Annotated in this window: 16 protein-coding genes; 11 read left to right on the forward strand and 5 right to left on the reverse strand. The window is 33.3% G+C overall.

What is annotated here, in order from left to right; all coding sequences use genetic code 11:
- The first annotated feature begins 118 nt into the window (after window positions 1-118).
- The 5 genes from SB689_RS01245 (at window position 119) to SB689_RS01265 (ending at window position 5868) form a co-directional block, all read left to right on the forward strand.
- Entirely contained in the window at window positions 119-1456 is a 1338-nt protein-coding gene (locus SB689_RS01245; RefSeq protein WP_410690275.1) for a M28 family metallopeptidase, read from the forward strand.
- Between the two features lie 74 nt (window positions 1457-1530).
- Entirely contained in the window at window positions 1531-2166 is a 636-nt protein-coding gene (rsmG, locus tag SB689_RS01250) for a 16S rRNA (guanine(527)-N(7))-methyltransferase RsmG (protein ID WP_410690277.1), read from the forward strand.
- A gap of 64 nt (window positions 2167-2230) precedes the next feature.
- Window positions 2231-2638, forward strand: a complete 408-nt coding sequence (locus tag SB689_RS01255) for a hypothetical protein (protein WP_410690278.1) — start codon at window positions 2231-2233, stop codon at window positions 2636-2638.
- Between the two features lie 3 nt (window positions 2639-2641).
- Window positions 2642-3178, forward strand: a complete 537-nt coding sequence (locus SB689_RS01260) for a DUF922 domain-containing protein (RefSeq protein ID WP_410690279.1) — start codon at window positions 2642-2644, stop codon at window positions 3176-3178.
- Complete coding sequence (locus tag SB689_RS01265; protein ID WP_410690280.1) at window positions 3175-5868, forward strand: PD-(D/E)XK nuclease family protein; 2694 nt, start codon at window positions 3175-3177, stop codon at window positions 5866-5868. The genes SB689_RS01260 and SB689_RS01265 overlap by 4 nt, the downstream gene beginning before the upstream one ends.
- A gap of 70 nt (window positions 5869-5938) precedes the next feature.
- Here the strand turns inward: SB689_RS01265 and SB689_RS01270 are convergent, their stop codons facing one another.
- The 4 genes from SB689_RS01270 to SB689_RS01285 form a co-directional block, all read right to left on the reverse strand.
- Complete coding sequence (locus tag SB689_RS01270) at window positions 5939-7882, reverse strand: T9SS type A sorting domain-containing protein (RefSeq protein WP_410690281.1); 1944 nt, start codon at window positions 7880-7882, stop codon at window positions 5939-5941.
- A 163-nt stretch (window positions 7883-8045) separates the two neighbouring features.
- A complete protein-coding gene (locus tag SB689_RS01275; RefSeq protein ID WP_410690282.1) occupies window positions 8046-9224 on the reverse strand; it encodes an acyl-CoA dehydrogenase family protein in 1179 nt (392 codons plus the stop codon).
- Between the two features lie 112 nt (window positions 9225-9336).
- Entirely contained in the window at window positions 9337-10131 is a 795-nt protein-coding gene (locus tag SB689_RS01280) for an NUDIX hydrolase (protein WP_410690284.1), read from the reverse strand.
- Window positions 10132-10154: 23 nt separating this feature from the next.
- Window positions 10155-11342 (reverse strand): MFS transporter, encoded by a 1188-nt coding sequence (locus SB689_RS01285; protein WP_410690286.1) that lies wholly within the window; start codon window positions 11340-11342, stop codon window positions 10155-10157.
- Window positions 11343-11519: 177 nt separating this feature from the next.
- Here SB689_RS01285 and SB689_RS01290 point away from each other — a divergent pair, with 177 nt between their 5' ends.
- The 6 genes from SB689_RS01290 to SB689_RS01315 all read left to right on the forward strand — a co-directional run bounded on the left by SB689_RS01290 (window position 11520) and on the right by SB689_RS01315 (window position 22301).
- Entirely contained in the window at window positions 11520-14429 is a 2910-nt protein-coding gene (locus SB689_RS01290; protein WP_410690287.1) for a SusC/RagA family TonB-linked outer membrane protein, read from the forward strand.
- A 10-nt stretch (window positions 14430-14439) separates the two neighbouring features.
- Window positions 14440-15978, forward strand: coding sequence for a RagB/SusD family nutrient uptake outer membrane protein (locus SB689_RS01295; protein WP_410690288.1), 1539 nt, complete (start codon window positions 14440-14442; stop codon window positions 15976-15978).
- Between the two features lie 3 nt (window positions 15979-15981).
- Window positions 15982-17412, forward strand: a complete 1431-nt coding sequence (locus SB689_RS01300) for a glycoside hydrolase family 30 protein (protein ID WP_410690289.1) — start codon at window positions 15982-15984, stop codon at window positions 17410-17412.
- Window positions 17413-17424: 12 nt separating this feature from the next.
- The gene (gene bglX, locus SB689_RS01305; protein WP_410690290.1) at window positions 17425-19647 is read left to right on the forward strand and encodes a beta-glucosidase BglX; all 2223 of its coding nucleotides are present in this window, start codon (window positions 17425-17427) and stop codon (window positions 19645-19647) included.
- Between the two features lie 362 nt (window positions 19648-20009).
- Window positions 20010-20819: a family 16 glycosylhydrolase gene (locus SB689_RS01310; protein WP_410690291.1), complete on the forward strand. Its 810-nt coding sequence runs from the start codon at window positions 20010-20012 to the stop codon at window positions 20817-20819.
- A gap of 42 nt (window positions 20820-20861) precedes the next feature.
- Window positions 20862-22301, forward strand: coding sequence for a glycoside hydrolase family 30 protein (locus SB689_RS01315; protein WP_410690292.1), 1440 nt, complete (start codon window positions 20862-20864; stop codon window positions 22299-22301).
- A gap of 73 nt (window positions 22302-22374) precedes the next feature.
- On the opposite strand, the gene SB689_RS01320 is transcribed toward SB689_RS01315, so the two are convergent.
- A complete protein-coding gene (locus tag SB689_RS01320; RefSeq protein WP_410690293.1) occupies window positions 22375-23316 on the reverse strand; it encodes an XAC2610-related protein in 942 nt (313 codons plus the stop codon).
- Window positions 23317-23318 lie beyond the last annotated feature (2 nt).

Here is a 23318-nt window from a genome sequence, read left to right on the forward strand (position 1 = left end):
TTGTATTGTAACAAATATATAATAAAAACTTAACGTGAATAATGTCTGGCTGAAAAAAATGGTAATTCAAAGTATAGATTTCTTATATTTACAATACTCTCGTAAAATCACATTTGTTATGAAATATTCTCTTTTCTTATTATTTGCTCCTTTCTTTATTTATTCACAGGTTCCTCCAAAAGATGATGAAGTGAAAAAGTATGTTTCTGAAGTAAATTCTGATTCTTTAAAATCATACATCAATAAGTTGGTTGGTTTTCATACCAGACACACTTTAAGCTCAACTGATGATAAAAGTAAAGGAATAGGAGCGGCGAGAAATTGGGTGCTGAAAAAATTTAAAGATTATTCAAAAAACTCCAATGGAAGAATGGAGGTTTATATGCAGCAGCAAGACATTCAGGCTGATGGAAAGAGGGTAGACCAAGTAACTAGTTTAGGAAATCCAATTGCTTATCTTAAAGGAACCGATCCAAATGATAAAAGAATTTTTCTTATTTCCGCACATCTGGATTCCCGTGTCACCAATATAATGGACAGAAGCTCTTTCGCTCCCGGTGCAAACGACGATGGCAGTGGAGTAAGCGCAGTTATAGAAGCTACAAGAATTTTGAGTAAATCTTCATTTCCCGCATCTGTAATTTTTGTTACGTTTTCCGGTGAGGAACAGTCGCTGTTAGGTTCTAAATTATTGGCGGAAAAAGCCAAAAATGAAAATATGCAGATAGAAGCTGTTTTAAATAATGACATGATCGGCAACAATAAAGCTGGAGAAACTGGTGAAATAAATGATCACGTTCTCAGAGTTTTCAGTGAGGGAATTCCTTACATGGATTTAGATAAAAAAGCAATGAGCATAAGAAATATCGGACTGGAAAATGATGGAGATTCCAGACAATTGGCTCGTTATATAAAAGAAATTGCAGAAAAATACGTAGATAAAATTGAGGTGAAATTAATATATAGAAACGACAGATTTCTACGTGGTGGAGATCATTCCAGCTTCGTTAATTATGGATTTCCCTCAGTAAGACTTACCGAATATTATGAAAATTATGACCATCAACATCAGGATGTAAGAACAGAAAAAAATATCAAATACGGAGATCTTCCGGAATTTATAGATTACAATTACCTCAAGAAAAATGTTGCCGTAAATATTGCTGCACTTGCTAATCTCGCCAAATCAACTTCGAAACCCGAGCGCGTAGAAATAGAAGTGAAAGAACTTACTAATTCTACCGTTTTGCATTGGGAAAAACCGAAATTCGGGACTGTTGCGGGATATTATGTTTTGGTAAGAGAAACGGATAGCCCGACATGGCAGAAAAAGATATTTACAACTGAACTTTCTATTAAAATTCCGCTTTCTAAGGATAATTATATTTTTGCGGTACAGGCTGTTAATCAATCGGGAAATTTGAGTTTACCCGTTATTCCGAGCATTGCGAAATGATTTTTGGTGGATCAAAATTCATTTAATTTGAATAAAAGTGAAATAAAACATATTTTTGCAATATAATAATTCACATGTCTATATCGTTACTATTAAAATATTTTCCGGATCTTACAGAAATTCAGATTGAACAGTTCACAAAATTGGAAGCACTTTACAACGAGTGGAACGAAAAAATCAACGTAATTTCCAGAAAAGATATGGAATCTCTATATGAAAAGCATATTTTACATTCTTTAGGAATCGTAAAAGTGATGGAATTTGCTCCCGGAACCAAAGTTTTGGATATCGGAACAGGAGGCGGTTTTCCCGGGATTCCTTTAGCGATTATGTTTCCTGAAGTACAGTTTACTTTAGTTGATTCTATCGGAAAGAAAATAAGTGTAGTAAATGCTGTTGCAGAAGGAGTTGGATTGAAAAACGTAACTGCAATTCACGGAAGAGCGGAAAAAGTAAAAGAAAAATTCCATTTTGTAGTAAGCCGAGCGGTTACTCAAATGCCCGAATTTTTAAGATGGTTGAAAGGTAAATTTGAAAAAGAACAATTCAACGCAAAACACAATGGAATCTTATATTTAAAAGGCGGCGACCTTGCAGAAGAGCTTGCCGGACTTAGATGTGAGATCTCCAACCTTAAAAACTATTTTGATGAAGAATTTTTTGATACTAAAAGAGTGGTTTATGTATCAAAAGGTAATTTTAATTCTTAATTTATTATAATTAGGGAATAATTTTTGCTGTTTATTTAATAATAATCAAAAATTGTAAAATGTTATGAAAAAACTTTTAAATATTGGATTTTCGGCAATAGTTTTAGGGTTATTTTTTACTTCGTGTAATGATGATGACGATTATCAAACCATCGAATCGGTCGATAAAATAAAGATCGACAGTGTGAAGATTCTTAATGATACGATGGATGTTTTCACGGTGCAAAGTATTAAGACGTATTCAATCTATTCATCTCAGTGTGAAGGGTTTTACGGGTATGATTATATTCACAACAGCAATTTAACAAGAACAATTACAGCTTACAAATATATCAGCAACGGGCCATGTGTGCAGGGAAATCATGTTGGGGCAAGCCAAATTAATTTTAGTCCGCAACAGATTGGGACCTATACTTTTAAATTCTGGAATGGTGGCAGCAACTGGATCACCAAAACAATTGTAGTAGAATAAATAATGAAATGGATTTTTTTAGTTTGTTTATTGATAACCAATGTCTTATTTGCTCAAAAAATAGTTTGGCAGGAAGGATTAAAACTGAATTGGAGCAATTTTAAAAGTAATATAAATAACCAACGCGGAACCAATGTTGTAGCCTATACAAACTGCGGCTGGGTATATTCTGTCGTAAAATCTTCAAATCCAAAATCTCCTGTAAAAATTAAGATTGAAACCATTTTTAACGAAGATAAATCGTGGAAAGATGTAAAAAAGATCAATGATTATGTTTTAGGACATGAGCAGAAACATTTTGACATTGCAGAAGTATTTGCCCGAAAACTTCGAAAAGAGGTTCAGGAAAAAATAAAGACTTCAGGCGATTTCAATAAAAATTTTCAAGCTATCTACAACAGGCTTTTAAATGATTACAGAAACTTTCAGGTTTTGTATGATAAAGACACAAAGCATGGGATGGACGAAGCTAAACAGACTGAATACGACAAAAAAATCTCTGAAGAATTAGAAAATTTAAAAAGTTATAAAGCCTCTTGAAATTCCTCAATAAAATAATCAACGAATTATTAGCTCAAAATACAGACCTTTCTGCGTTTAACATTGTTTTGCCGGGGAAGCGTCCAATCGTTTTTATTCGACAGATTTTAGAGGAAAATAATTATTCGGGATTTCTTCCCAACTTTTTTACAATCGAAGAATTAATAGATCAAATTGCCGATAAACAACCAATCCAAGGAATTTCTGTCTGGCTTTTTGCATTTGATGTTTATAAAAGTCTTAATCTTATTCCAAACGATGATTTTGCGGATTTCTTGAAATGGTTTCCGACATTGCTGAAGGATTGGGATGATATTTTGAAATTTTCTGAAAGTGATCAGGCAGTTTTGCAATATATGTTTGATGAAGAAAGAATCAAGGAATGGGCTCAGGATCTTGGAGAAGATGATGATGTTCCAAGAAAAAAATTCCTTAATTTCTGGCGAAACATGAATGTTTTTCTTCCTGTTTTAAAGCAAAAACTACAAAAGAAAAACTGGGCAACATCAGGAATGATTCACGAAACCGCAAAATCTAAGATCATTGATTTTGCTAAAAATACACCTAACAAATTCGTTTTTTGTGGATTTAATGCCTTTACTCCGGTTGAAGAAAAATTGGTGAGAAGTCTTTTACAATGGGATAAAGGACAATGTTTTTTCCAAGGTGATCATTATTATTTTGATGATGAAAGACAGGAAGCCGGAAAGTTTTTGAGAAACCATAAAACATGGAAAGAATTCAATGACAGCAGAGCTTTTCAATGGATTGAAGATGATTTTAATCAACCCAAAAATATAAAAGTTTACGAAGTTTCAGGAAATGTTACCCAAACAAAGATTCTTCCTGAAATTTTCAAAGAAATTGAAAATAAAACCTTTTCAAATACGGCAGTCGTTCTATTGGATGAAAATTTGCTTCCTGCAAGTTTAGACGTAATGTACGCCGTTGAAAACCTTAATATTACCATGGGTTTTCCTTTGAAGAATTTATCGTTTTCTAATGCGATAAAGCAACTGTTTTATTTGCAGAAACAATTGGAAAAGAACAAATCTTCTTATTATTACCGAGATATTTTTCCTATCCTTGAAGAACTCCCGAAATCTGTTGAAGATGAGCAGATTATCATTCAATTTAAATCTAAAATAGAGGAGAGGAATATCGTTTATATTTCAAGAAAGCTGTTGAATGAGCTTTTAAGCGAACTATCTTATTTTAATTTGCTTCAAAAAGCAGGTTCTACAAATGTCTATCTTGATATGTTGATCGACTTTTGTAAGCAGATCAAATGGCTGGAAATAGATGATATTCAGTATGAAAACGTTTCTCATTTTGAAAACGCATTCAGAATTATAAAAAATCAGGTTGCTCCATATGATTTCCAAATTAAAATGGAAACATTGGAAATCTTGATCAATCAGCATGTGAATACAGAAAGTATTGATTTTCAAGGCGAACCTTTGCGTGGGTTACAAATTATGGGGCTTTTGGAAACCCGTCTTTTGAATTTTGAAAACGTGATCATGCTTTCCGTGAACGAAGGAAAATTACCGTTGGGAAATTCTCAAAACACCTATATTCCTTTTGATATCAGACGATTTTTTGACCTTCATACTTTCCTTGAAAATGACAGTATTTATGCCTATCACTTTTACCGATTGATACAGGATTCTAAGAATGTCCATTTATTGTTTAATGCATTAAGTTCAGGGGTAAATACAGGAGAAAAAAGTAGATTTATCACCCAAATTGAAATGGAAAGCTCTCATCATATTGAACACCTAATTATTGAGAATTCTTCCGAGCCAATTACCACTCAGCCTATCGAAATTCCAAAGACAGAAATTGTCTTGGAACGTCTTGAAAAATGGAAAGAAAAAGTATCGGCTTCTCACCTTACAAGCTATCTTTATAATCCTATTGATTTTTATCTTTCGAAGATTTTGAAGACTTCAGAAACCGATGAAATTGAAGAAGAATTATCCGTGAAAAACTACGGAAATTTAGTTCATTATTCACTTCAAGAAGTTTATGAAGTATTAAAGGGTAAAGTGTTAAAGGAAAATGATTTAAAAGAATTAATTAAAGCAGTTGATAAATATATTGATGTCGCTATTGAAAAGCTTAAACATCAGCCTGAGTTCTACGAAAAGGGGATGAATTTCATCCATAAGGCAATTGCTAAAAAGGTTATTGAAAGTGTGTTGAATGTTGATTTAGAATTAGTAAAAAACGGAAATAAATTAGAAATTCTTGACATCGAAAAAAGGTTTGAAAATGTAGATTTTTATTTAGATGAAAATACTAAAGACCGAATTTCATTCTTTGGATTTATTGACAGAATCGATCGCCTAAACGGAACATTAAGAATCATTGATTATAAGACAGCGAAAATTAAGAATCTTACGGTAAAAATCGATGAAAATAATGTAGATGAATATTTTCTTAACAGTGAAAGAAAACAGGCTTTACAGCTGTGTATCTACCAGTATGTGGTACAAAATCTTCCGGAGTTCTGGGGATTGCCAATCGAAACTGGAATCTGGAGCTTTGCTGAAGCGAGAAAAGGCGTTGTTTCATTGCAATTTGAAAAAGGGAATATAGATGATGCGATGAAATCCATCAAAAGTTTAATTCTGGAAATTTTAGATCCAAATCTTACCTTTATTGAAGATATTAAATCGTATTAAATAAAAATGCACTCCATTTCTGAAGTGCATTCATTTAATTATAAAAATCTGTTATTGAGAATGTTAAATGCTAAAGTTTTATTTTTTTATTAGTTATCTTTCCATTGTTTTGAGTGATTTGTACAACATAAATTCCTGATTCCAAGCTTCTTGATTCAAATTGTGACTGATTGATTTCTTGGTTTAAAATTAAAGCTCCCGAAATACTATAAATACTGATATTTTTCAAATCATTTTTAGCTTTAACAATGATTTGGCGGTTTTTTGTAAAAATTTCCGGACTGTCAGATAATGTTACATCTCCAACTTGCTTTTTGAATTGAAGATTATAAAATTGAGTTACAATTTCAAAAGTATAGTTTTGACTATCAATATCATTTAAATTAATTCCGCCATCTTTAAGATATTGCTCCTGAGATATTGTTTTTACTAAATTTTTATTCTCATCAAAAATATTAACAAACGATAATTCTTCCGGATTGATTTTTAAACTTAAAATATTATTGTTATTTGACTTTACGATCTCATCTTCAGTAACTTCCGTTGGTGTATTCTTAATATAAGGGATTAATTTATTTTCGTTGTTTTCAGATACTTTTAATAAATAAACTCCATCTTTTAAGGTGCTTAGATTGTTATTAGCCATTGATTTACGTTCAGATTTTTCTTTATTGAAATCTGTAACTTCAACCAATTTCATACCGTGTAAATCTGGTTTTATTTGAGAAGAAAGTAGTGAACTTGTTTTTGGCTGGTTATCAGCATTTTTTGAAGTTAAAAATGCCCATTCATTGAAAAGTCCGCCACTTCTTAATGTATTAAACTTTGCATTAGATGCCAAAACAAAAGGTAAAATTCCACCTGCATGGCCTAAAGGTCCCCAATAGAAAGGTTCTAATTTGTATTTATTCAAATCCCACCACGGATAGTAACCTCTCTGTACATCGATGGTTTTTGAGGTATTTTCGGGATGAATAGCAAGGTCTACCGTAGAATGTCCCAAAGTCATCGGCGTTTTGTTATACCAATCGTAAACATCACTTACTCTAAGACATTGTCTTAATTTATTATTGTTGTTATTAGTGACATCATTTATGAAGTTTTGGGTAAATAATTTTCTCCAAATGAATGGCCCCCAAAGAAGTCCGCCATGTTCCTGAATAACATTTTCATTATATTTAGCAAGGTATTCCTGTGAAATAACCTCTGAAATATTGTTGGTGTATGTTTTATAACCTGTATTATTACAAGTGTTTACAACATTCGCCAAAAATGCAGTAAACGGATAAATTTCTTTTTCTATCACTCCTTTTTGAAGAGTAACTCCAGAAAAATCATAAGGTCCGTCGCCCATGTAAGCGTACTTGAAATTCAGGTTGGTTGGGTTTGAAATATTTAACTTTTTTAAAGTCGACATGGCTGCGTGAGCGCCTTGAGAATAACCGGTTAAGAAATATTCGTTGTAACGTTTTATATTTAATTGTGTTAAAACTTTGTTGGCTGCCGTTACAAAATCAATCGTAGCAGAAGCTTCGGTAGGATAATGGACGTATGGATGAACGCCGTCACCGCTCCCCATCCCTACATAATCAGGCGCCATGACAATATATCCGTTGAGAGCGTAAGAAAGCTCAACTACAAAACCACCGTACAATGTACCTCTTAAATTAGAAGGTACATTGTCTCTTGTATCTGTTGTACCATGTTCAGAAACTACCGTGGAAAGCTTATAATTAACATTAGGGTACATTACAAGTCCAGTAGCTTTTACTAGTGTATTATTTTCATTTTTAGTATAATAGGTTATTTTGTAAGCTTTTAAACCTACATTAAAACCATTAAGATAAGAAACAAAATCCGGTGTACTTTCTTCCCCAAAACTGTTTGCAATGAAATTAACTGCTCCTTGTGGCGTTAAATCCAGCTTTTGTTCAAAGTTGACAACATCACCTGCCTGTTGTGAAAAGTAAAATGGAGCCGATAGCCCCAAAAATAAAATACTAATTTTTTTCATAATTCATATTTTTAGTTCCTGTTAAATTAATTTTTTTAAATAAAACAAGCAGTATGTTGTATAATCAATAATTATTCATTGAATACAAGTTCTATGAATTATGTCCAAAATAAAAGAGCCTGATCGATCGACCAGACTCTTATTTATCTATTTTTTTTAATTTTTAGAAAGCGTTGATACCTGTAATATCCATTCCTGTAATTAATAAATGAACATCGTGAGTTCCTTCGTAAGTAATTACAGATTCTAAATTGGCAGCGTGTCTCATCATTGGGAATTCGCCCATGATGCCCATTCCGCCAAGGATTTGACGAGATTCTCTTGCAATGTCAATAGCCATTTTCACGTTATTTCTTTTTGCCATTGAGATCTGTGCCGGACTTGCTTTATGATCGTTTTTAAGATTTCCTAGCTGTAGACAAAGCAACTGAGCCTTAGTAATTTCAGTTAAAAATTCTGCTAATTTTTTCTGTTGTAGTTGATAAGATCCGATTGGCTTTCCGAATTGTTTTCTTTCTTTAGAATATTGAACAGCAGTGCAATAGCAATCAATTGCAGCACCAATTACACCCCAAGAAATACCATATCTTGCTGAATTTAAACAAGATAAAGGCCCTTTTAAGCCTGTAACTCCTGGAAGTAGATTTTCTTTCGGAATCTTAACATCATTAAATACCAATTCTCCTGTTTTTGAAGCTCTTAAACTCCATTTATTATGTGTTTCAGGAGTTGTGAAACCTTCCATTCCTCTTTCAACGATCAGTCCCTGAACTTTTCCTTCTTCATTTTTAGCCCAAATAACAGCGATGTCGCATAAAGGAGAGTTTGTGATCCACATTTTAGCTCCATTTAAAAGATAATGATCTCCCATATCTTTAAAATAAGTTTCCATAGACCCCGGATCTGAACCGTGGTTAGGCTCTGTTAATCCAAAAGAACCGATCATTTCACCAGAAGCTAATTTTGGTAAATATTTTCTTTTCTGCTCTTCAGAACCAAATTCGTTAATAGGAAACATCACCAAAGAACTCTGTACAGACGCCGCAGAACGAACTGCAGAATCACCTCTTTCCAACTCCTGCATGATAAGACCGTAAGAGATCTGATCTAAGCCTGAACCACCATACTCAACCGGAATATATGGGCCTAAAGCTCCAATTTTCCCTAATTCTCTCATCAAACCTGGGATGTCTGTATGATCTTGTGCAGCCTTATCAATTTGTGGCATTACAAAACTTTCAACCCAGTCTCTTATTGATTGACGAATCAGTTTATGTTCTTCGGTAAGTAAAGCATCAATTCCGTAATAGTCGGGAATGCTTGTAAGAGGATAATATGACATGTAATTTAATTTTTCTAAAAATAAGACTTTTCGCTATTCCTGAGAAATTTTTTTTGAATGTAGTTTTTAATGAAATTCTCAGATTTATTTAATAATTTTCTGAACCCGAATATTACAATTTTTCATCTTCATCATTAGAGATAGGATACTGATTAGTAGGATTGTAAATCCTTTCTTTGAATTTGTACAGGTAAGGAGCTTTGTTGGCAGAACCGTCATAAAGCTTCTCTAATCTTTCAAGAATATTTAAACTTAAAATTTTTCGCTGAAAATTATTTCTCCTGAATGTCTCACCCAAAATGGTTTCATACAAAGATTGAAGATCTTTCATTGTAAATTTTTCGGGAAGAAGGTTACTTGCAGCTACCTCGGTATTAATATTCATTCTTAAATATTCCAAACCAGTTTCTATAACTCTGTCATGATCGAAAGCCATTTTTGGTAACTTATTGACCTCGAACCACTCACACGTTTCATTGAAAGCGTCAGGAAAGGTGTTCGCAATAGAAAAATCGATCAAACTGCAATAGCCCACGGTGATAAATCTCTGGAAGATCCAGTGATCTTTTGGTACTTCAATTCCTTTATTATTAAGCAAGATTTGATGTACATTATTCTCTGTACGGTCAATTCTTCCGAAAGTATGAAACTGTTTTAAAAATAAATCTTTAAGATGTGTTCTTTCGTATAAAACACGGGCTGCTGCTTCACGAAGATCTTCGTCATTAAATACAAATCCACCCGGAAGAGACCACAAATCTAGGTCGTGATACTTCAAAAGAAGCACTTTTAAGATATTATTGTGAAAACCAAATATGGTACAATCCACGGACACATGTGCTACAAAGTCTTTTGTATCAATAAGTTCCCGTAAAGTTTCTTTGTTTTTTGTATCCTTGATTTCCATGACAGTAAAAATAAAATTATTTTCTATATCTTTTTATCAGCAACCCTAAAATAAATTAAACTTATCGTAAAAAGCACAGTTACAGCGAGTAAAATGTATAAGGGGTAAAAATTTAACATTTGTTTTCCAAATAGTAAAGACATGATAATTGAGCTTACCGAGCTTCCCAATGATGAAAATATAACGATAAGGGAAGTGAATAGATTTGCCTGTTCTTTATCGATCTGAGCAATCATTTTAGAATTAATAACAGGATAAAGCGGCGACAGGAAAAGACCAATCACAGGAAATAAAAATAAGAGCGCGATAGAATTATCGGAATGAAAATATTGCAGTCCTACAATAATAATTAAGACTAGAATAATTAGTGATAAACATAAAACATAATATTTTGATAATGAGAATCTTTGGATAATATTTGCTGTAATTGTTCTGCCTACATAAGAAAAAAGAGCTAGAAAAGAAGATGCCTGTAAAGCAAAAAAAGAATTAACCTTCAAATGGTTTTTATAAAAAGAAGGCAGCCATGAATTAAAACTCTGCTCAATAAAAACAATGGAAAATATAACCCCTAAAAACAGAATAATTAAAGGATTAATTAATTTTGATAGCTCAGAAACAATTCCCTGATTATCAGATTGTACAGGTTCTGCAATTTTTATTTTTGAAAATAAAAATATGGTAATTATCGAAAGAACTGAAATTGATAAAAACCCAAATTTCCAGTATTCAGAAAACTGACTGGAAATCAACCACCCAAAACCTGTATTCACAACAAAAATCCCGATCATAAAAGAGGCTTCAACATTATTCATTGTTTTGGCTAAAGATTTTTCGTCTGAAACATTATTTCTGATAATTCCAAAAACACAAATTTTTCCGATGGCAAAACAAGTCCCAATGATGGCAAACCACAATTTATAAAACCAAAAAACTTCCACAAAAGGCAAAATTGTGGAGCAAATACCAACAATTGTTAATGCTAAGATCAATGATTTTTTAGTTCCGATTTTACTGATAAAGTTAACGGCGAAAAGAGAAATAAACGCGATCGGAAGATCTTTAAAAGACTCTAGAAAACCTAGCTTTTCATAGGTGATATTTGCCTCCGAAAGTTGAAGAATTACAATGCCCATGCAGTTCAAAACCATAGAGAAAATTAGAAATGTAAGTTTTAATGGAAGTGAAATATTAGGAAGCTTGGTATTCATTTTGGGGATTTATTTTATTAACTTTTTATGAATTTTTATGAATTATGGCACCAAATATAGGGCTTTAAACCCCCAAAAATAAAAGGAAAATTAAAATATTTATTAATATAATGTTAATTATTTAAAAAAAAATATATTTTTATTGTCTCAATTTGAGAATTAAAAAACTAACTGTATATGAATGTAAGAATATCAAGAAGTTTGGGAATGGTTGCAGTGCTTTATTTTACTGCAAATTTCAGTGCCCAAAACAAAACGAATGACACCATTCCTAAAGAGCAAAAAATCGAGGAAGTGGTAATGATCGGTTACGGTACTCAGAAGAAGAGTAACGTGACGGGAGCAATATCAAGTATTAAAGCTTCGGATATTGATGAAATTCCTTCGGGAAGAGCTGAGCAGGTTCTACAAGGTAGGGCTGCCGGAGTTTCTGTAATTTCGAATTCAGGGCAACCAGGATCTACTGCTACAGTAAGAGTTCGTGGAATTACCAGTTTTGGGGCTGGAAGTAACGATCCTCTTTGGGTAGTTGATGGAATTGTTGTTGATAATATCGGATGGCTAAATCAATCTGATATTGAAGGAATGGAAATTCTTAAAGATGGTGCGTCTGCTGCTATTTATGGAGTTTCTGCTGCAAAGGGTGTTGTTTTGATTACTACCAAAAAAGGTGCAAAAGGAAAACTGGGTATTTCTTACAACGGATTTTTTGGGGTTGGTAGTGCTGCTAACAAGCTTGATCTTCTGAATGGAAATCAGTATGCAACAATTCGAAATGAAGCAAATACCAATGATGGCCGCGCACCTATATTTGCAAATGCTGGATCATATGGAAATGGAACAGATTGGCAAAAAGCAATTTTTAATAGTGCACAGCGTCAGTCTCATGAATTCAGCATCAATGGTGGAAGTGAGAAATCAACGTATTATGCATCTTTTGGTTATTATGATCAGGAGGGTATTGTTTTAAGAGATATTTCAAATTACAAGAGAATCAATGCAAGATTGAACTCAAATCATAAAGTATTAGACTTTTTAACTGTAGGGCAGACTTTTGCTTATACACATACAAAATCTGCGGGGATCAATGCAAATGGTGAATTTGGAGGTCCATTAAGTTCTGCTATTAACCTTGATCCATTAACACCTTTAGTTGTTACAGATGGAGTTAATAATCAGCCTTTTCCAAGTGATTATCTAAATAACCCGAACATTGTAAGAGATCAAAATGGAAACCCATATGGAATCTCGCATTATGTGAGTAAAGAAATGTCTAACCCGTTGGCTTTTCAACAAACACAATTAGGAAAATACAATTGGACAGATGATATTATTGCCAACGTTTACGCTGATTTAAAAATTAATAAAAACATTAGCTTTAAATCTACAGTGAACGGAAAGCTTTCTTATTGGGGAAGTCAAGCTTTTACTCCTGTAAATTATTTAAGTTCTGCTACTAAAAATGATTTTAATACTTTATTCAGACAAATTGAGAAAAAATTTGAATGGAGTACAGAAAATACCATTACCTACCAAAACAAATTTGGTCAACATAGCTTAAATGTATTACTAGGACAAGGATATTACGAATATAATATTTCTTCAGGTCAAAATACTACCTATAAAAATCTTCCGACAAATGATTGGCAGGAGGCTTCATTTAACTTTGATATTCCACAGACTGACAGAGCTACCAATGCTTGGGATGGAAAGGAAACACATAAAACATCATATTTTGCAAGAGTAGTATATGATTATGCCAACAAATATCTTTTCACAGGTACTATCCGTAGAGATGGTTCTTCCAAATTCGCAAGAGATTATCACTGGGGTAATTTTCCGGCAATGTCTTTAGGATGGAATGTATCTAATGAAGATTTCTGGCCAGAAAATAATGTAGTAAACAGCTTTAAATTAAGAGGTGGATATGGAGTATTAGGAAATGATGCTATTGATAATTTTCAGTATGCCAATTTCTTAATTCCTGGAAGTAATTATACGTTTGGAGATGATGTTATTCACATAGGATATGCTCCAAGTACATTAGAAAACCCTAATTTGAAATGGGAAAGAACTTCTCAGTTGAATATTGCTGCCGATCTTAAGATCTTTAAAAATTTCGATTTATCAGTAGATGTCTACAGAAAAAAGAGTACGGATATTTTAAGAAGAATTGATCTTCCTGGTTACATTGGTTTAATCAATAACCCATGGAGAAACATTGGAGACATGAATAATGATGGGGTAGAAGTAAGCTTAGGATACAAAAAGAATTGGGGAGATTTTGGATTCTCAGCGAATGGTAACTTTGCTTATCTGAAAAATGAGATTACAAGATTGGAAGATGATAAACCATATGTAAATTTTGCATCATTTCAGTCAATGGGAGCAGTTTCAAGATTACAGGTTGGGTCTTCTTATGGTTCTTTCTACGGATTCCAGAATTTAGGTGTTTTCCAGAATCAAGCAGAAATTGATGCTTATAAAAATGCTAACGGTGGATTAATTCAGGGCAATGCTAAACCAGGTGATTTTAAAAGACTGGATGCGAATGGAGATGGTAAAATTGATGAAAATGACTATGTAAATCTGGGTAATTCTGTGCCAAAATATACTTTTGGATTAACATTGAATATGAATTACAAAAACTTTGATCTAATGATATTTGCTCAGGGGCAGGCCGGAAACAAAATTTTCCAAGGTCTGAGAAGATTGGATATCCCGGAAGCCAATTATCAGACTTCAATTTTAGATCGTTGGACAGGTGAAGGAACTTCCAATACTATAGCAAGAGTAAGTCAGGATGACCCAAATCAAAACTATACAAGAATGTCTGACTATTATCTACAAAAAGGAGATTATTTACGTCTAAAATTGGTACAGGTAGGATATACACTTCCAAAAGAAGTATCTCAGGCGATTGGTGCAAGCAAAGTTAGATTCTATATTACAGGAGAGAATTTGGTTACTTTCACAAAATATACAGGATATGACCCTGAAATTGCAGGTGGTGATACTTTTGGTATTGATAGAGCTTATTATCCACAATCCAGAACCTTCCTTTTCGGAGCTAATGTTCAATTTTAATTAAGAAAATATGAAAAATAAAAGATTTATATATAAAAGTTTATCCGTTCTATTATTAACAGGAATTAGTTTTGGAGCAGTATCTTGTAATAATAGTAACCTGGAAGATGTACAAAACTCAGGTACATTTGAGCCGGATAATTATTTTAGAAATGAAGAACAGTCTTTCAGCGGTTTAGTAGCTGTATACGATATGTTGAGAAAGTACTCTGGAGGATTTGAAAATGATGTTACTTTCTTTAATGGAGCATCTGATGATTTTTATTCTGGTGGAGGTAGTTCTACTGATGGGGCAGGAATTCAAGGGTTTTCTAATTATACAATCAATCCTATTATCATGCCTTTAAGTTATTGGAAAGATTATTATCAGGGTATTGCAAAAGCGAATCTTTTATTCGAAAGAATTCCAAATGCAGATATGAATGATCAAACCAGAAAAAGATTTATAGCGGAAGCAAAAGTTTTAAGATCATTATATTATTTTGAATTATTAAGAATGTTCAAAAATATACCTTTGATTTTAAAGCCTATAAAATATGATGATGACTATTATAATATTCCTCAGGCAAAACCTGCAGATGTTTATGCACAGATAGAATCAGACATTCTTTCTGCCATTAATGATCTTCCTGCAACAACTTCAACAGCATCAGAAAAAGGACGTATTACACAAGGAACGGCACATGCAATCTTGGGTAAAATTTATCTGTATGATAAAAAAAATACCGACGCTGCTGCACAGTTTGAAATGGTTAATGGTACACCTGGAGGAACAAGTCAATATGGATATAAGCTGGTAGCTAATTTTGCTGACTTATGGAAAGTGAATAACAAATTTACAACTGAGTCTATCTTGGAAGTAATGCATACGGACAAAAGTAATGCAGAATGGGATTTCTGGGGAACAGGGAAAGATGAAGGTAATTCTATTAATCAAATGATTGCTATTATATCATATGGGCGTGTTACAACAACTCCTAATAATGATGCACCGGATATTTATAAAGGATGGGGCTTTAATCCTGCAACGGACGATCTGTTTAATTTTATGCAGGGAGATCCTCGTTTGGATGCTACAATATTTAATGCCAAAAAATTTGTCACTGAAAATAAAATCACTTATTCTTCAGGATTTAGAGATACTGGATATTTCTTAAATAAATTTTTGCCAAGAAATGCCGATAAAAGTGGGCTTCCAGGAGCTACAGAATTAAATTTCCATCAAAATTATATGGCTATTAGACTTGCTGATACTTATCTTATGGAGGCAGAAGCTTTAGGAGGTTCGGGCTCAAGAGCTCAGGCTTTATTAGATGCTGTAAGAGCACGAGTAGGTTTGGCGCCAGTGACAGTTTCCATGCAGGCAATCAAGGATGAAAGAAGAAGAGAGTTAGCAGGTGAAGGCCACAGATGGTTTGATTTAGTAAGATGGGGTGATGCTCCGGCTAAATTGGGTTCAAGAGGCTTTGTTGCAGGTAAAAATGAAATACTACCAATTCCTTTTAATGAATTAGTAAATACAGCTTTAACGCAAAATCCTGGCTATTAAAACATGAAGTTTCACAATTTATATAGTTTCTTTTTAAAAAGTACTACACTGCTAATTGGCGGTGTGGTACTTTTGCCTTTAACATCATGTAAATCAACTGTAAGTACGAAAGATCAAATTCAGATTTGGCTTACAAAAGGAGATGAAAGTGTAAAATTAGAGCAACAGCTACCTTTAGTTTTTGTAAAAACATCCAACAACATTCAAAATATTGACATTGATGATTCTCAAAAGTTTCAATATGTTGACGGTTTCGGATATACATTAACGGGCGGAAGTGTTGAAGTGATTAATCGACTTTCACGATCCAAAAGAAAAGCATTACTGAATGAACTTTTCGGAAAAGATAAAAATTCAATTTCTATAAGTTATTTAAGATTAAGTATTGGCGCATCCGATTTGGACAGCGAAGTTTTTTCTTACGATGATTTACCGGAAGGTCAAACAGATCCTTCTCTTTCAAAATTCAGTTTGACAAGAGATAAAGATTTGATTTCTATGTTAAAAGAAATTTTAACGATCAATCCAAAAATCAAGATCATTGCAGCACCTTGGTCGGCTCCGGTTTGGATGAAAGATAATGGAAAATCAAAAGGAGGAAGCTTAAAACCTGAATTTTACGATGTTTATGCTAAATATTTCGTAAAATACATTCAGGGAATGCAGAAAGAAGGAATTACGATTGACGCAATAACTCCTCAAAACGAGCCTTTACATCCCGGAAATAATCCGAGCTTGTATATGCCTTCAGATCAGCAAAAAGATTTCATTAAGAAAAGTTTAGGTCCAATTTTTAAATCCAATACTATTAAAACTAAAATTGTGGTTTATGATCACAATTGCAACAAACCAGAATACGTTACCAATATTTTAGGTGATTCTGAAGCATCAAAATATATTAATGGTTCTGCTTTTCATTTATATGAGGGCGAAATTTCAGCTTTAGGTACTGTTCATGCTGCTTTTCCAAATAAAAATTTGTATTTTACGGAGCAATGGACAGGCGCGAAGGGAACTTTTAATGAAGATTTAAATTGGCATACCAAAAACGTGGTCATCGGTTCTATGAGAAACTGGAGCAAAATCGCTCTGGAATGGAATTTAGCCAATGATCCTCAATACAAACCTCACACAGACGGAGGTTGTACAGAATGTAAAGGAGCAATTACGGTTTCAGACAGTGAAAATTTCACGAGAAACGTTGCATATTATATCATTGCTCATGCTTCAAAATTTATTCCTGCTGATTCAAGAAGAATAGCTTCTACTCAAACCGACAATCTTTCTACTGCAGCTTTTATTACGCCTGCAGGAAAGAGAATTTTGGTTGTGCAAAACGGAGCAAAAAATGAAGAAACATTTAATATAAAATATAACGGAAAAACGGCAACAGTCAATCTTTCGGGAAATTCGGTTGCAACATACGTTTTTTAAAAAAAGAACAACATGAAGAAGAAATGCCTTTTATTACTATTCGTAGCACTCGGAGTTGGTGCTTCTGCACAGAAATCTATAGATCAAAGAGTTTCGGAGATCTTATCTAAAATGACTTTAGAGGAAAAAGTAGGTCAGTTAGTTCAGTACAGCGGTTTCGAGTATGCAACAGGCCCTCAAAACTCTAATTCGGCAAGTGTTTTAGATGAAATAAAAAAAGGTAAAGTAGGCTCAATGCTGAATGTAGCAGGAGCAGAGGAAACCAGAAAATTTCAGGAATTAGCTTTAAAATCAAGGTTAAAAATTCCTTTGTTATTTGGACAAGACGTTATTCATGGGTACAGAACAACTTTTCCTGTGAATTTAGGTCAAGCTGCGAGTTGGGATTTAAATTTAATTGAAAAATCTGAAAGAATTGCCGCAACAGAAGCTTCGGCTTACGGAATTCACTGGACGTTTGCACCAATGGTCGATGTTGCCAGAGATCCGAGATGGGGTAGAGTAATGGAAGGTTCGGGTGAAGATACTTATCTGGGAACTCAAATTGGTTTAGCAAGAATCAAAGGTTTCCAAGGAAAAGGTCTGGGAAATATTGATGCAATTATGGCCTGTGCAAAGCATTTCGCAGCGTATGGAGCAGCCGTTGGAGGAAGAGATTACAATTCTGTTGACATGAGTTTGAGACAGTTAAATGAAACTTATCTGCCACCATTCAAAGCAGCTGCAGAAGCAGGAGTTGCAACTTTTATGAATTCTTTTAATGATATCAACGGAATCCCGGCAACGGCAAACAAATATATTTTAAGAGATTTATTAAAGGGCAAATGGAACTATCAAGGTTTTGTGGTTTCAGACTGGGGAAGTATCGGCGAAATGGTTCCTCACGGGTACGCAAAAGACAATAAAGAAGCTGCTGAAAAAGCAATCATTGCAGGAAGCGATATGGATATGGAAAGCCGTGCTTATATGGCTGAACTTCCAAAATTGGTTCAGGAAGGAAAGGTTGATCCAAAGTTGATCGATGATGCTGCAAGAAGAATTTTGGTTAAAAAATTCGAAATGGGATTATTCGATGATCCTTATAGATTCAGCAATGAAAAAAGACAGAAAGAGCAATTAAATAATCAGGAAAATAGAAAATTCGGAAGAGAATTTGGTTCAAAAAGTATTGTTTTATTAAAGAATGAAAAAAGTATTCTTCCGCTTTCAAAAACTACGAAAACGATTGCATTAATTGGCCCTTTTGGAAAAGAAACAACTGCAAATCACGGTTTTTGGTCGATTGCTTTTAAAGATGATAATCAAAGAATTATCACTCAGTTTGACGGAATTAAAAACCAATTAGACAAAAACTCAACTTTATTATACGCAAAAGGTGCTAACGTTGATGATAAGGACAAATCGATGTTTGCTGAAGCGGTGGAAACGGCAAAAAAGGCAGACGTTGTTATCATGACTTTAGGCGAAGGTTCAGCAATGAGCGGTGAAGCAAAAAGTAGAAGTAATTTACATTTCACGGGAGTTCAGGAAGATTTATTGAAAGAAATTGCAAAAACAGGAAAACCGATCGTTTTAATGATCAACGCAGGAAGACCTTTGGTTTTTGATTGGGCAGCAGACAATATTCCGACAATTGTTTATATTTGGTGGCTGGGAACGGAAGCCGGAAATTCTATCGCAGACGTACTTTTCGGAACGGTAAATCCTGGTGGAAAATTACCAATGACATTCCCAAAAACAGAAGGACAAATCCCGGTTTACTACAATCATTACAACACAGGAAGACCAGCTAAAAATGATACGGACAGAAACTATGTCTCCGCTTACATCGATCTGGATAATGATCCGAAATTTCCGTTTGGTTACGGTTTAAGCTATACTCAATTTAAATATTCTGATATGAATTTAAGTTCGACAAATCTTAAAGGAAATCAGACGTTGAATATCAGTGTAAATGTTTCCAATACCGGAAATTATGACGGGGAAGAAGTGGTGCAGTTGTACATCAGAGATTTGTTCGGAAAAGTGGTAAGACCAGTGAAAGAATTGAAAAACTTCCAAAAAGTGTTCATCAAAAAAGGAGAAAGTAAAACAGTAAACTTTACGCTGACTCCGGAAAACTTAAAGTTTTATGATGATGAGTTAAATTACGATTGGGAAGCCGGAGAATTCGATATTATGGTGGGAACTAACTCCAAAGATGTTCAGACAAAAAGGATCAATTGGTCAAAATAAATATTAGTTTACAAAAACTGAGAGCGGGATGAAACCCGCTTTTGGTGGTAAAAGACGTGAGTTTTTAAGTAAGGTAATCTTTGTCATTCTGAAAAGAATCTAGATAATCTTTGTAGAGATGCTTCCAACATGACAAACTTTGAAAATAAATTAAACTTAATCTTAATTGAAGAGTTTTTAACGCAAAGATTGAATATTGAGATTACATATTTTAAGGAGCAAAGAATTAATCAATGAAATTGATTGTAAGAAGAGAGCTTAATCAGCGACTTTGTCGCAACTCTTTGCTCCTTAAAATCAAAATATTTTTAAAATAAAACTTTGCGTTTAAAAACAAGATATTAAAAATTAGATAGAAAACTTTGAACATAAAATTTCAATATATTATCACCATTTTAGTCGGAGGAGCTTTAGCTTTCTGTGTTGAAAGTTGTGTTTCAAACAAGCTCGATTCCAACAGAAAATTAATCTGGAATGATGAATTTAAAGGAAAAGGATTGCCAGATTCTACAAAATGGAATTATGAAGTCGGTGGCGATGGTTATGGAAATAATGAAGCTCAATTTTATACCAAAAACCGTTTAGAAAATGCAAGAGTTGAAAACGGAAATTTAGTGATTGAAGCTAAAAAAGAAAGCTGGGAAAAGAATAAATACACGTCGGCAAAACTTTTAACGATAGGGAAATTTTCCTTTCAATATGGAACAGTTGAAGTCAGAGCAAAACTTCCAAAAGGTCGCGGAACGTGGCCAGCAATTTGGATGATGAGCGAAAATATGAAAGAATGGCCGGATGACGGTGAGCTTGATATTATGGAGCATGTTGGTTTTAATCAAGGATATATTCATTCGTCGGTTCATACGAAAAAGTATAATCATATTATCGGAACACAGAAAACCGATACGTTGATTGTGAAAGACGCAAGCGAAAAATTTCATGTTTATAAAGCAGATTGGACGCCTCAAAAAATTGATGTTTATATTGATGATCAAAAGTTTTTTACCTATGAAAATAAAGAAAAAACTTATGAAGCGTGGCCTTTTGATCAACCATATTATATCATTTTAAATCTTGCAGTCGGTGGATTTTGGGGAGGAAAAGAAGGTATTGATGATGCTACTTTCCCTCAGAAATATTATATCGATTATGTAAGGGTTTATCAAAATAAATAATGAAGCGAGAGTGATTTTCTCTCCATAAAATAGAAAGAAATTATGAAGAAACTAGTAGTAAGTTGTTTTGTAGTGGGAGCTTTTTTTAATGCAAATGCTCAGAATTACTGGAAAAAAAATGCAGGAAAAACAGCAAAAGTAATTTTTACCAATTCTAAAACTAACGAAAAAATGGTTGATAAAGGAACGGTGAAATTCGAAAAGATGGATCAGCCAAAAGAAACAGATGCCTGTGTTTTTGTAGATCCTGATTTCAAATATCAAAAATTAATCGGAATCGGAGGTGCTATTACTGACGCGTCTGCCGAAACTTTTTATAAACTTCCAAAAAATAAGCAGAAAGAAATTCTTGAAGCTTATTATGGGAAAAATGGATTGGGATACACGGTTGTTCGTACTAATATGAACTCGTGTGACTTCTCAAGCGATTCTTATACGTATGTAACAGAAAATGATAATTCATTAAAATCATTCAACGTTGCGCATGATGAAAAGTATAAAATTCCATTAATTAAGGAAGCTCAAAAGGCAATTGGAAAAGATTTTACGTTCTATTTTTCTCCTTGGAGTCCACCCGCTTGGATGAAATCTAATAAAAGTATGTTGAAAGGAGGTAGACTGGAAAATAGCTTTTACCAAACTTGGGCAGATTATTACGTAAAATTCATCAAAGAATACGAAAAAAGAGGAATTAATGTTTGGGGATTGACCGTTCAAAATGAACCGATGGCGACGCAAAGCTGGGAATCTTGTATTTACACGGCTGAAGAAGAAGGGGAGTTCCTGAAAAATAATTTAGGTCCAACCCTTTGGAAAAATGGATTTAAAGATAAAAAAGTAATGATCTGGGATCATAACCGTGATTTGATTTACCAAAGAGCAACAACAACATTAAGCGATCCTGAAACGTCAAAATATGCATCAGGAATCGGCTACCACTGGTACGAAACATGGAATAACAAAACGCAGCTTTTTGATAATTTAATTGAAACTCAAAGAGCTTTTCCGGATAAATTTCTGGCATTTACAGAAGGTTGCAAAGAGCAGTTTGACATGTCTAAAATCTATGACGTAAGCTTAGGCGAATTGTACGGAAGAAATATGATCAATGATTTCAACAAAGGAACTGCTTTATGGACAGACTGGAACGTTCTTTTAGATGAAACCGGAGGGCCAAATCATGTTGGAAATTTCTGTTTTGCCCCAATCATCGCGGATACGAAAACAGGAGAAGTTCATTATACGTATGAATACTATTATGTTGGTCATGTTTCGAAATTCATTAAGCCAAATGCTCAAAGAATCGGAAGTTCATCCAACAGAGCTGCTTTAACATCAACAACTTTCATGAATGAAAATGGACAGCTAGTTACCGTTATCATGAATGATTCCGACAACGATATCAATACCAATCTTTGGATCGAAGGTATGTCTGCCAAGTTATCTGCACCTGCGCACTCTATACAGACCGTAATTTTATAACATCATATTAACATTTTTATTATGTTTCGGCGGCACCAAAGGTGCCGCCGAAACTGTTTTTGGAGTTCAAGAATTAGTTTTTACTCATATTTTCTTGTTTGGAAGAAATGATATTCCATTTGCTATTTTTTAATTGAAAAATAGTTGTTTCTATTTTACAGCAACCAATTGGTCCACTAATGGTTAAGGTATTATCCTTTTTATTAATTTCTTTTGGAAAAGATCCTTCATTCAATGGAAAATCTTTAAGTTCTTTAAATTCACCTTTTTTATTTTGAAAATAATACGAATAAACCGGACCTCCATTTCCTCCAGAATCATAAAGAATCGCAAAATCTTCTAAATCATCAAAATTAAAATCTGCTGTAATAAAATTATGATAGCTTTCTATACCTTCTTGTAACTGTAACCCTGTGTTAAAATAATTTATAGGTTTAAAATCAATATATGACCAAAAGCTTGGATTATATTTTATCTCTTGAACGATTTTATTATTTTGCTTAATTTCAATATTTATTGTTGTAGGCTTATTATCTGTGTCTTTCTCTAATATGGAAATAGAAAATGAATAATTCAGATTTTGAGAGCTTATCTTTTTATTAAATAAAATTTTAGAATAATTTTTAAATATTTTTTGTAATCCATCTTTTGTTTGTGGCGATGTAAGAAGATTCTCTTTTATTTGTGATTTTATTTTGGGGTTTGGATTAACATAAATTGGTTCCTCATATTTTAATGTAGTACATTCTCCAGTTTTTAGCTCTTTATTAAAAGTGAATTTATATATTAATTTACCTGTTTCTCCAAATATTTCACTTTCTATGATAGAATCTTTAGTCATTTTATTTATTGAAAATTTGACTTCTTCACCTTCAGAAGAATTGACAAAAAGCGTACTGTCTTTTATGAGTTCTACAGAATTTTTATTGATTTTATTTTCATTAAAATCTAGTTTTTCTTTTGAACAAGCTATAATAGTAAGTGCGATAATAGAAAAGGATAATATATTTTTCATCT

Origin of the sequence: Chryseobacterium sp. SIMBA_038 (assembly GCF_046535115.1) — a bacterium.
Classification (GTDB): domain Bacteria; phylum Bacteroidota; class Bacteroidia; order Flavobacteriales; family Weeksellaceae; genus Chryseobacterium.

Excerpts from the sequence above, each read along its gene's own strand:
- SB689_RS01270 (WP_410690281.1), bottom strand. The coding sequence starts at position 7,882 with ATGAAAAAAATTAGTATTTTATTTTTGGGGCTATCGGCTCCATTTTAC.
- SB689_RS01300 (WP_410690289.1), top strand. The coding sequence starts at position 15,982 with ATGAAGTTTCACAATTTATATAGTTTCTTTTTAAAAAGTACTACACTG.
- SB689_RS01315 (WP_410690292.1), top strand. The coding sequence starts at position 20,862 with ATGAAGAAACTAGTAGTAAGTTGTTTTGTAGTGGGAGCTTTTTTTAAT.
- SB689_RS01245 (WP_410690275.1), top strand. The coding sequence starts at position 119 with ATGAAATATTCTCTTTTCTTATTATTTGCTCCTTTCTTTATTTATTCA.
- SB689_RS01285 (WP_410690286.1), bottom strand. The coding sequence starts at position 11,342 with ATGAATACCAAGCTTCCTAATATTTCACTTCCATTAAAACTTACATTT.
- SB689_RS01255 (WP_410690278.1), top strand. The coding sequence starts at position 2,231 with ATGAAAAAACTTTTAAATATTGGATTTTCGGCAATAGTTTTAGGGTTA.
- SB689_RS01280 (WP_410690284.1), bottom strand. The coding sequence starts at position 10,131 with ATGGAAATCAAGGATACAAAAAACAAAGAAACTTTACGGGAACTTATT.
- SB689_RS01275 (WP_410690282.1), bottom strand. The coding sequence starts at position 9,224 with ATGTCATATTATCCTCTTACAAGCATTCCCGACTATTACGGAATTGAT.
- SB689_RS01320 (WP_410690293.1), bottom strand. The coding sequence starts at position 23,316 with ATGAAAAATATATTATCCTTTTCTATTATCGCACTTACTATTATAGCT.
- SB689_RS01290 (WP_410690287.1), top strand. The coding sequence starts at position 11,520 with ATGAATGTAAGAATATCAAGAAGTTTGGGAATGGTTGCAGTGCTTTAT.
- SB689_RS01295 (WP_410690288.1), top strand. The coding sequence starts at position 14,440 with ATGAAAAATAAAAGATTTATATATAAAAGTTTATCCGTTCTATTATTA.
- SB689_RS01260 (WP_410690279.1), top strand. The coding sequence starts at position 2,642 with ATGAAATGGATTTTTTTAGTTTGTTTATTGATAACCAATGTCTTATTT.
- bglX (WP_410690290.1), top strand. The coding sequence starts at position 17,425 with ATGAAGAAGAAATGCCTTTTATTACTATTCGTAGCACTCGGAGTTGGT.
- rsmG (WP_410690277.1), top strand. The coding sequence starts at position 1,531 with ATGTCTATATCGTTACTATTAAAATATTTTCCGGATCTTACAGAAATT.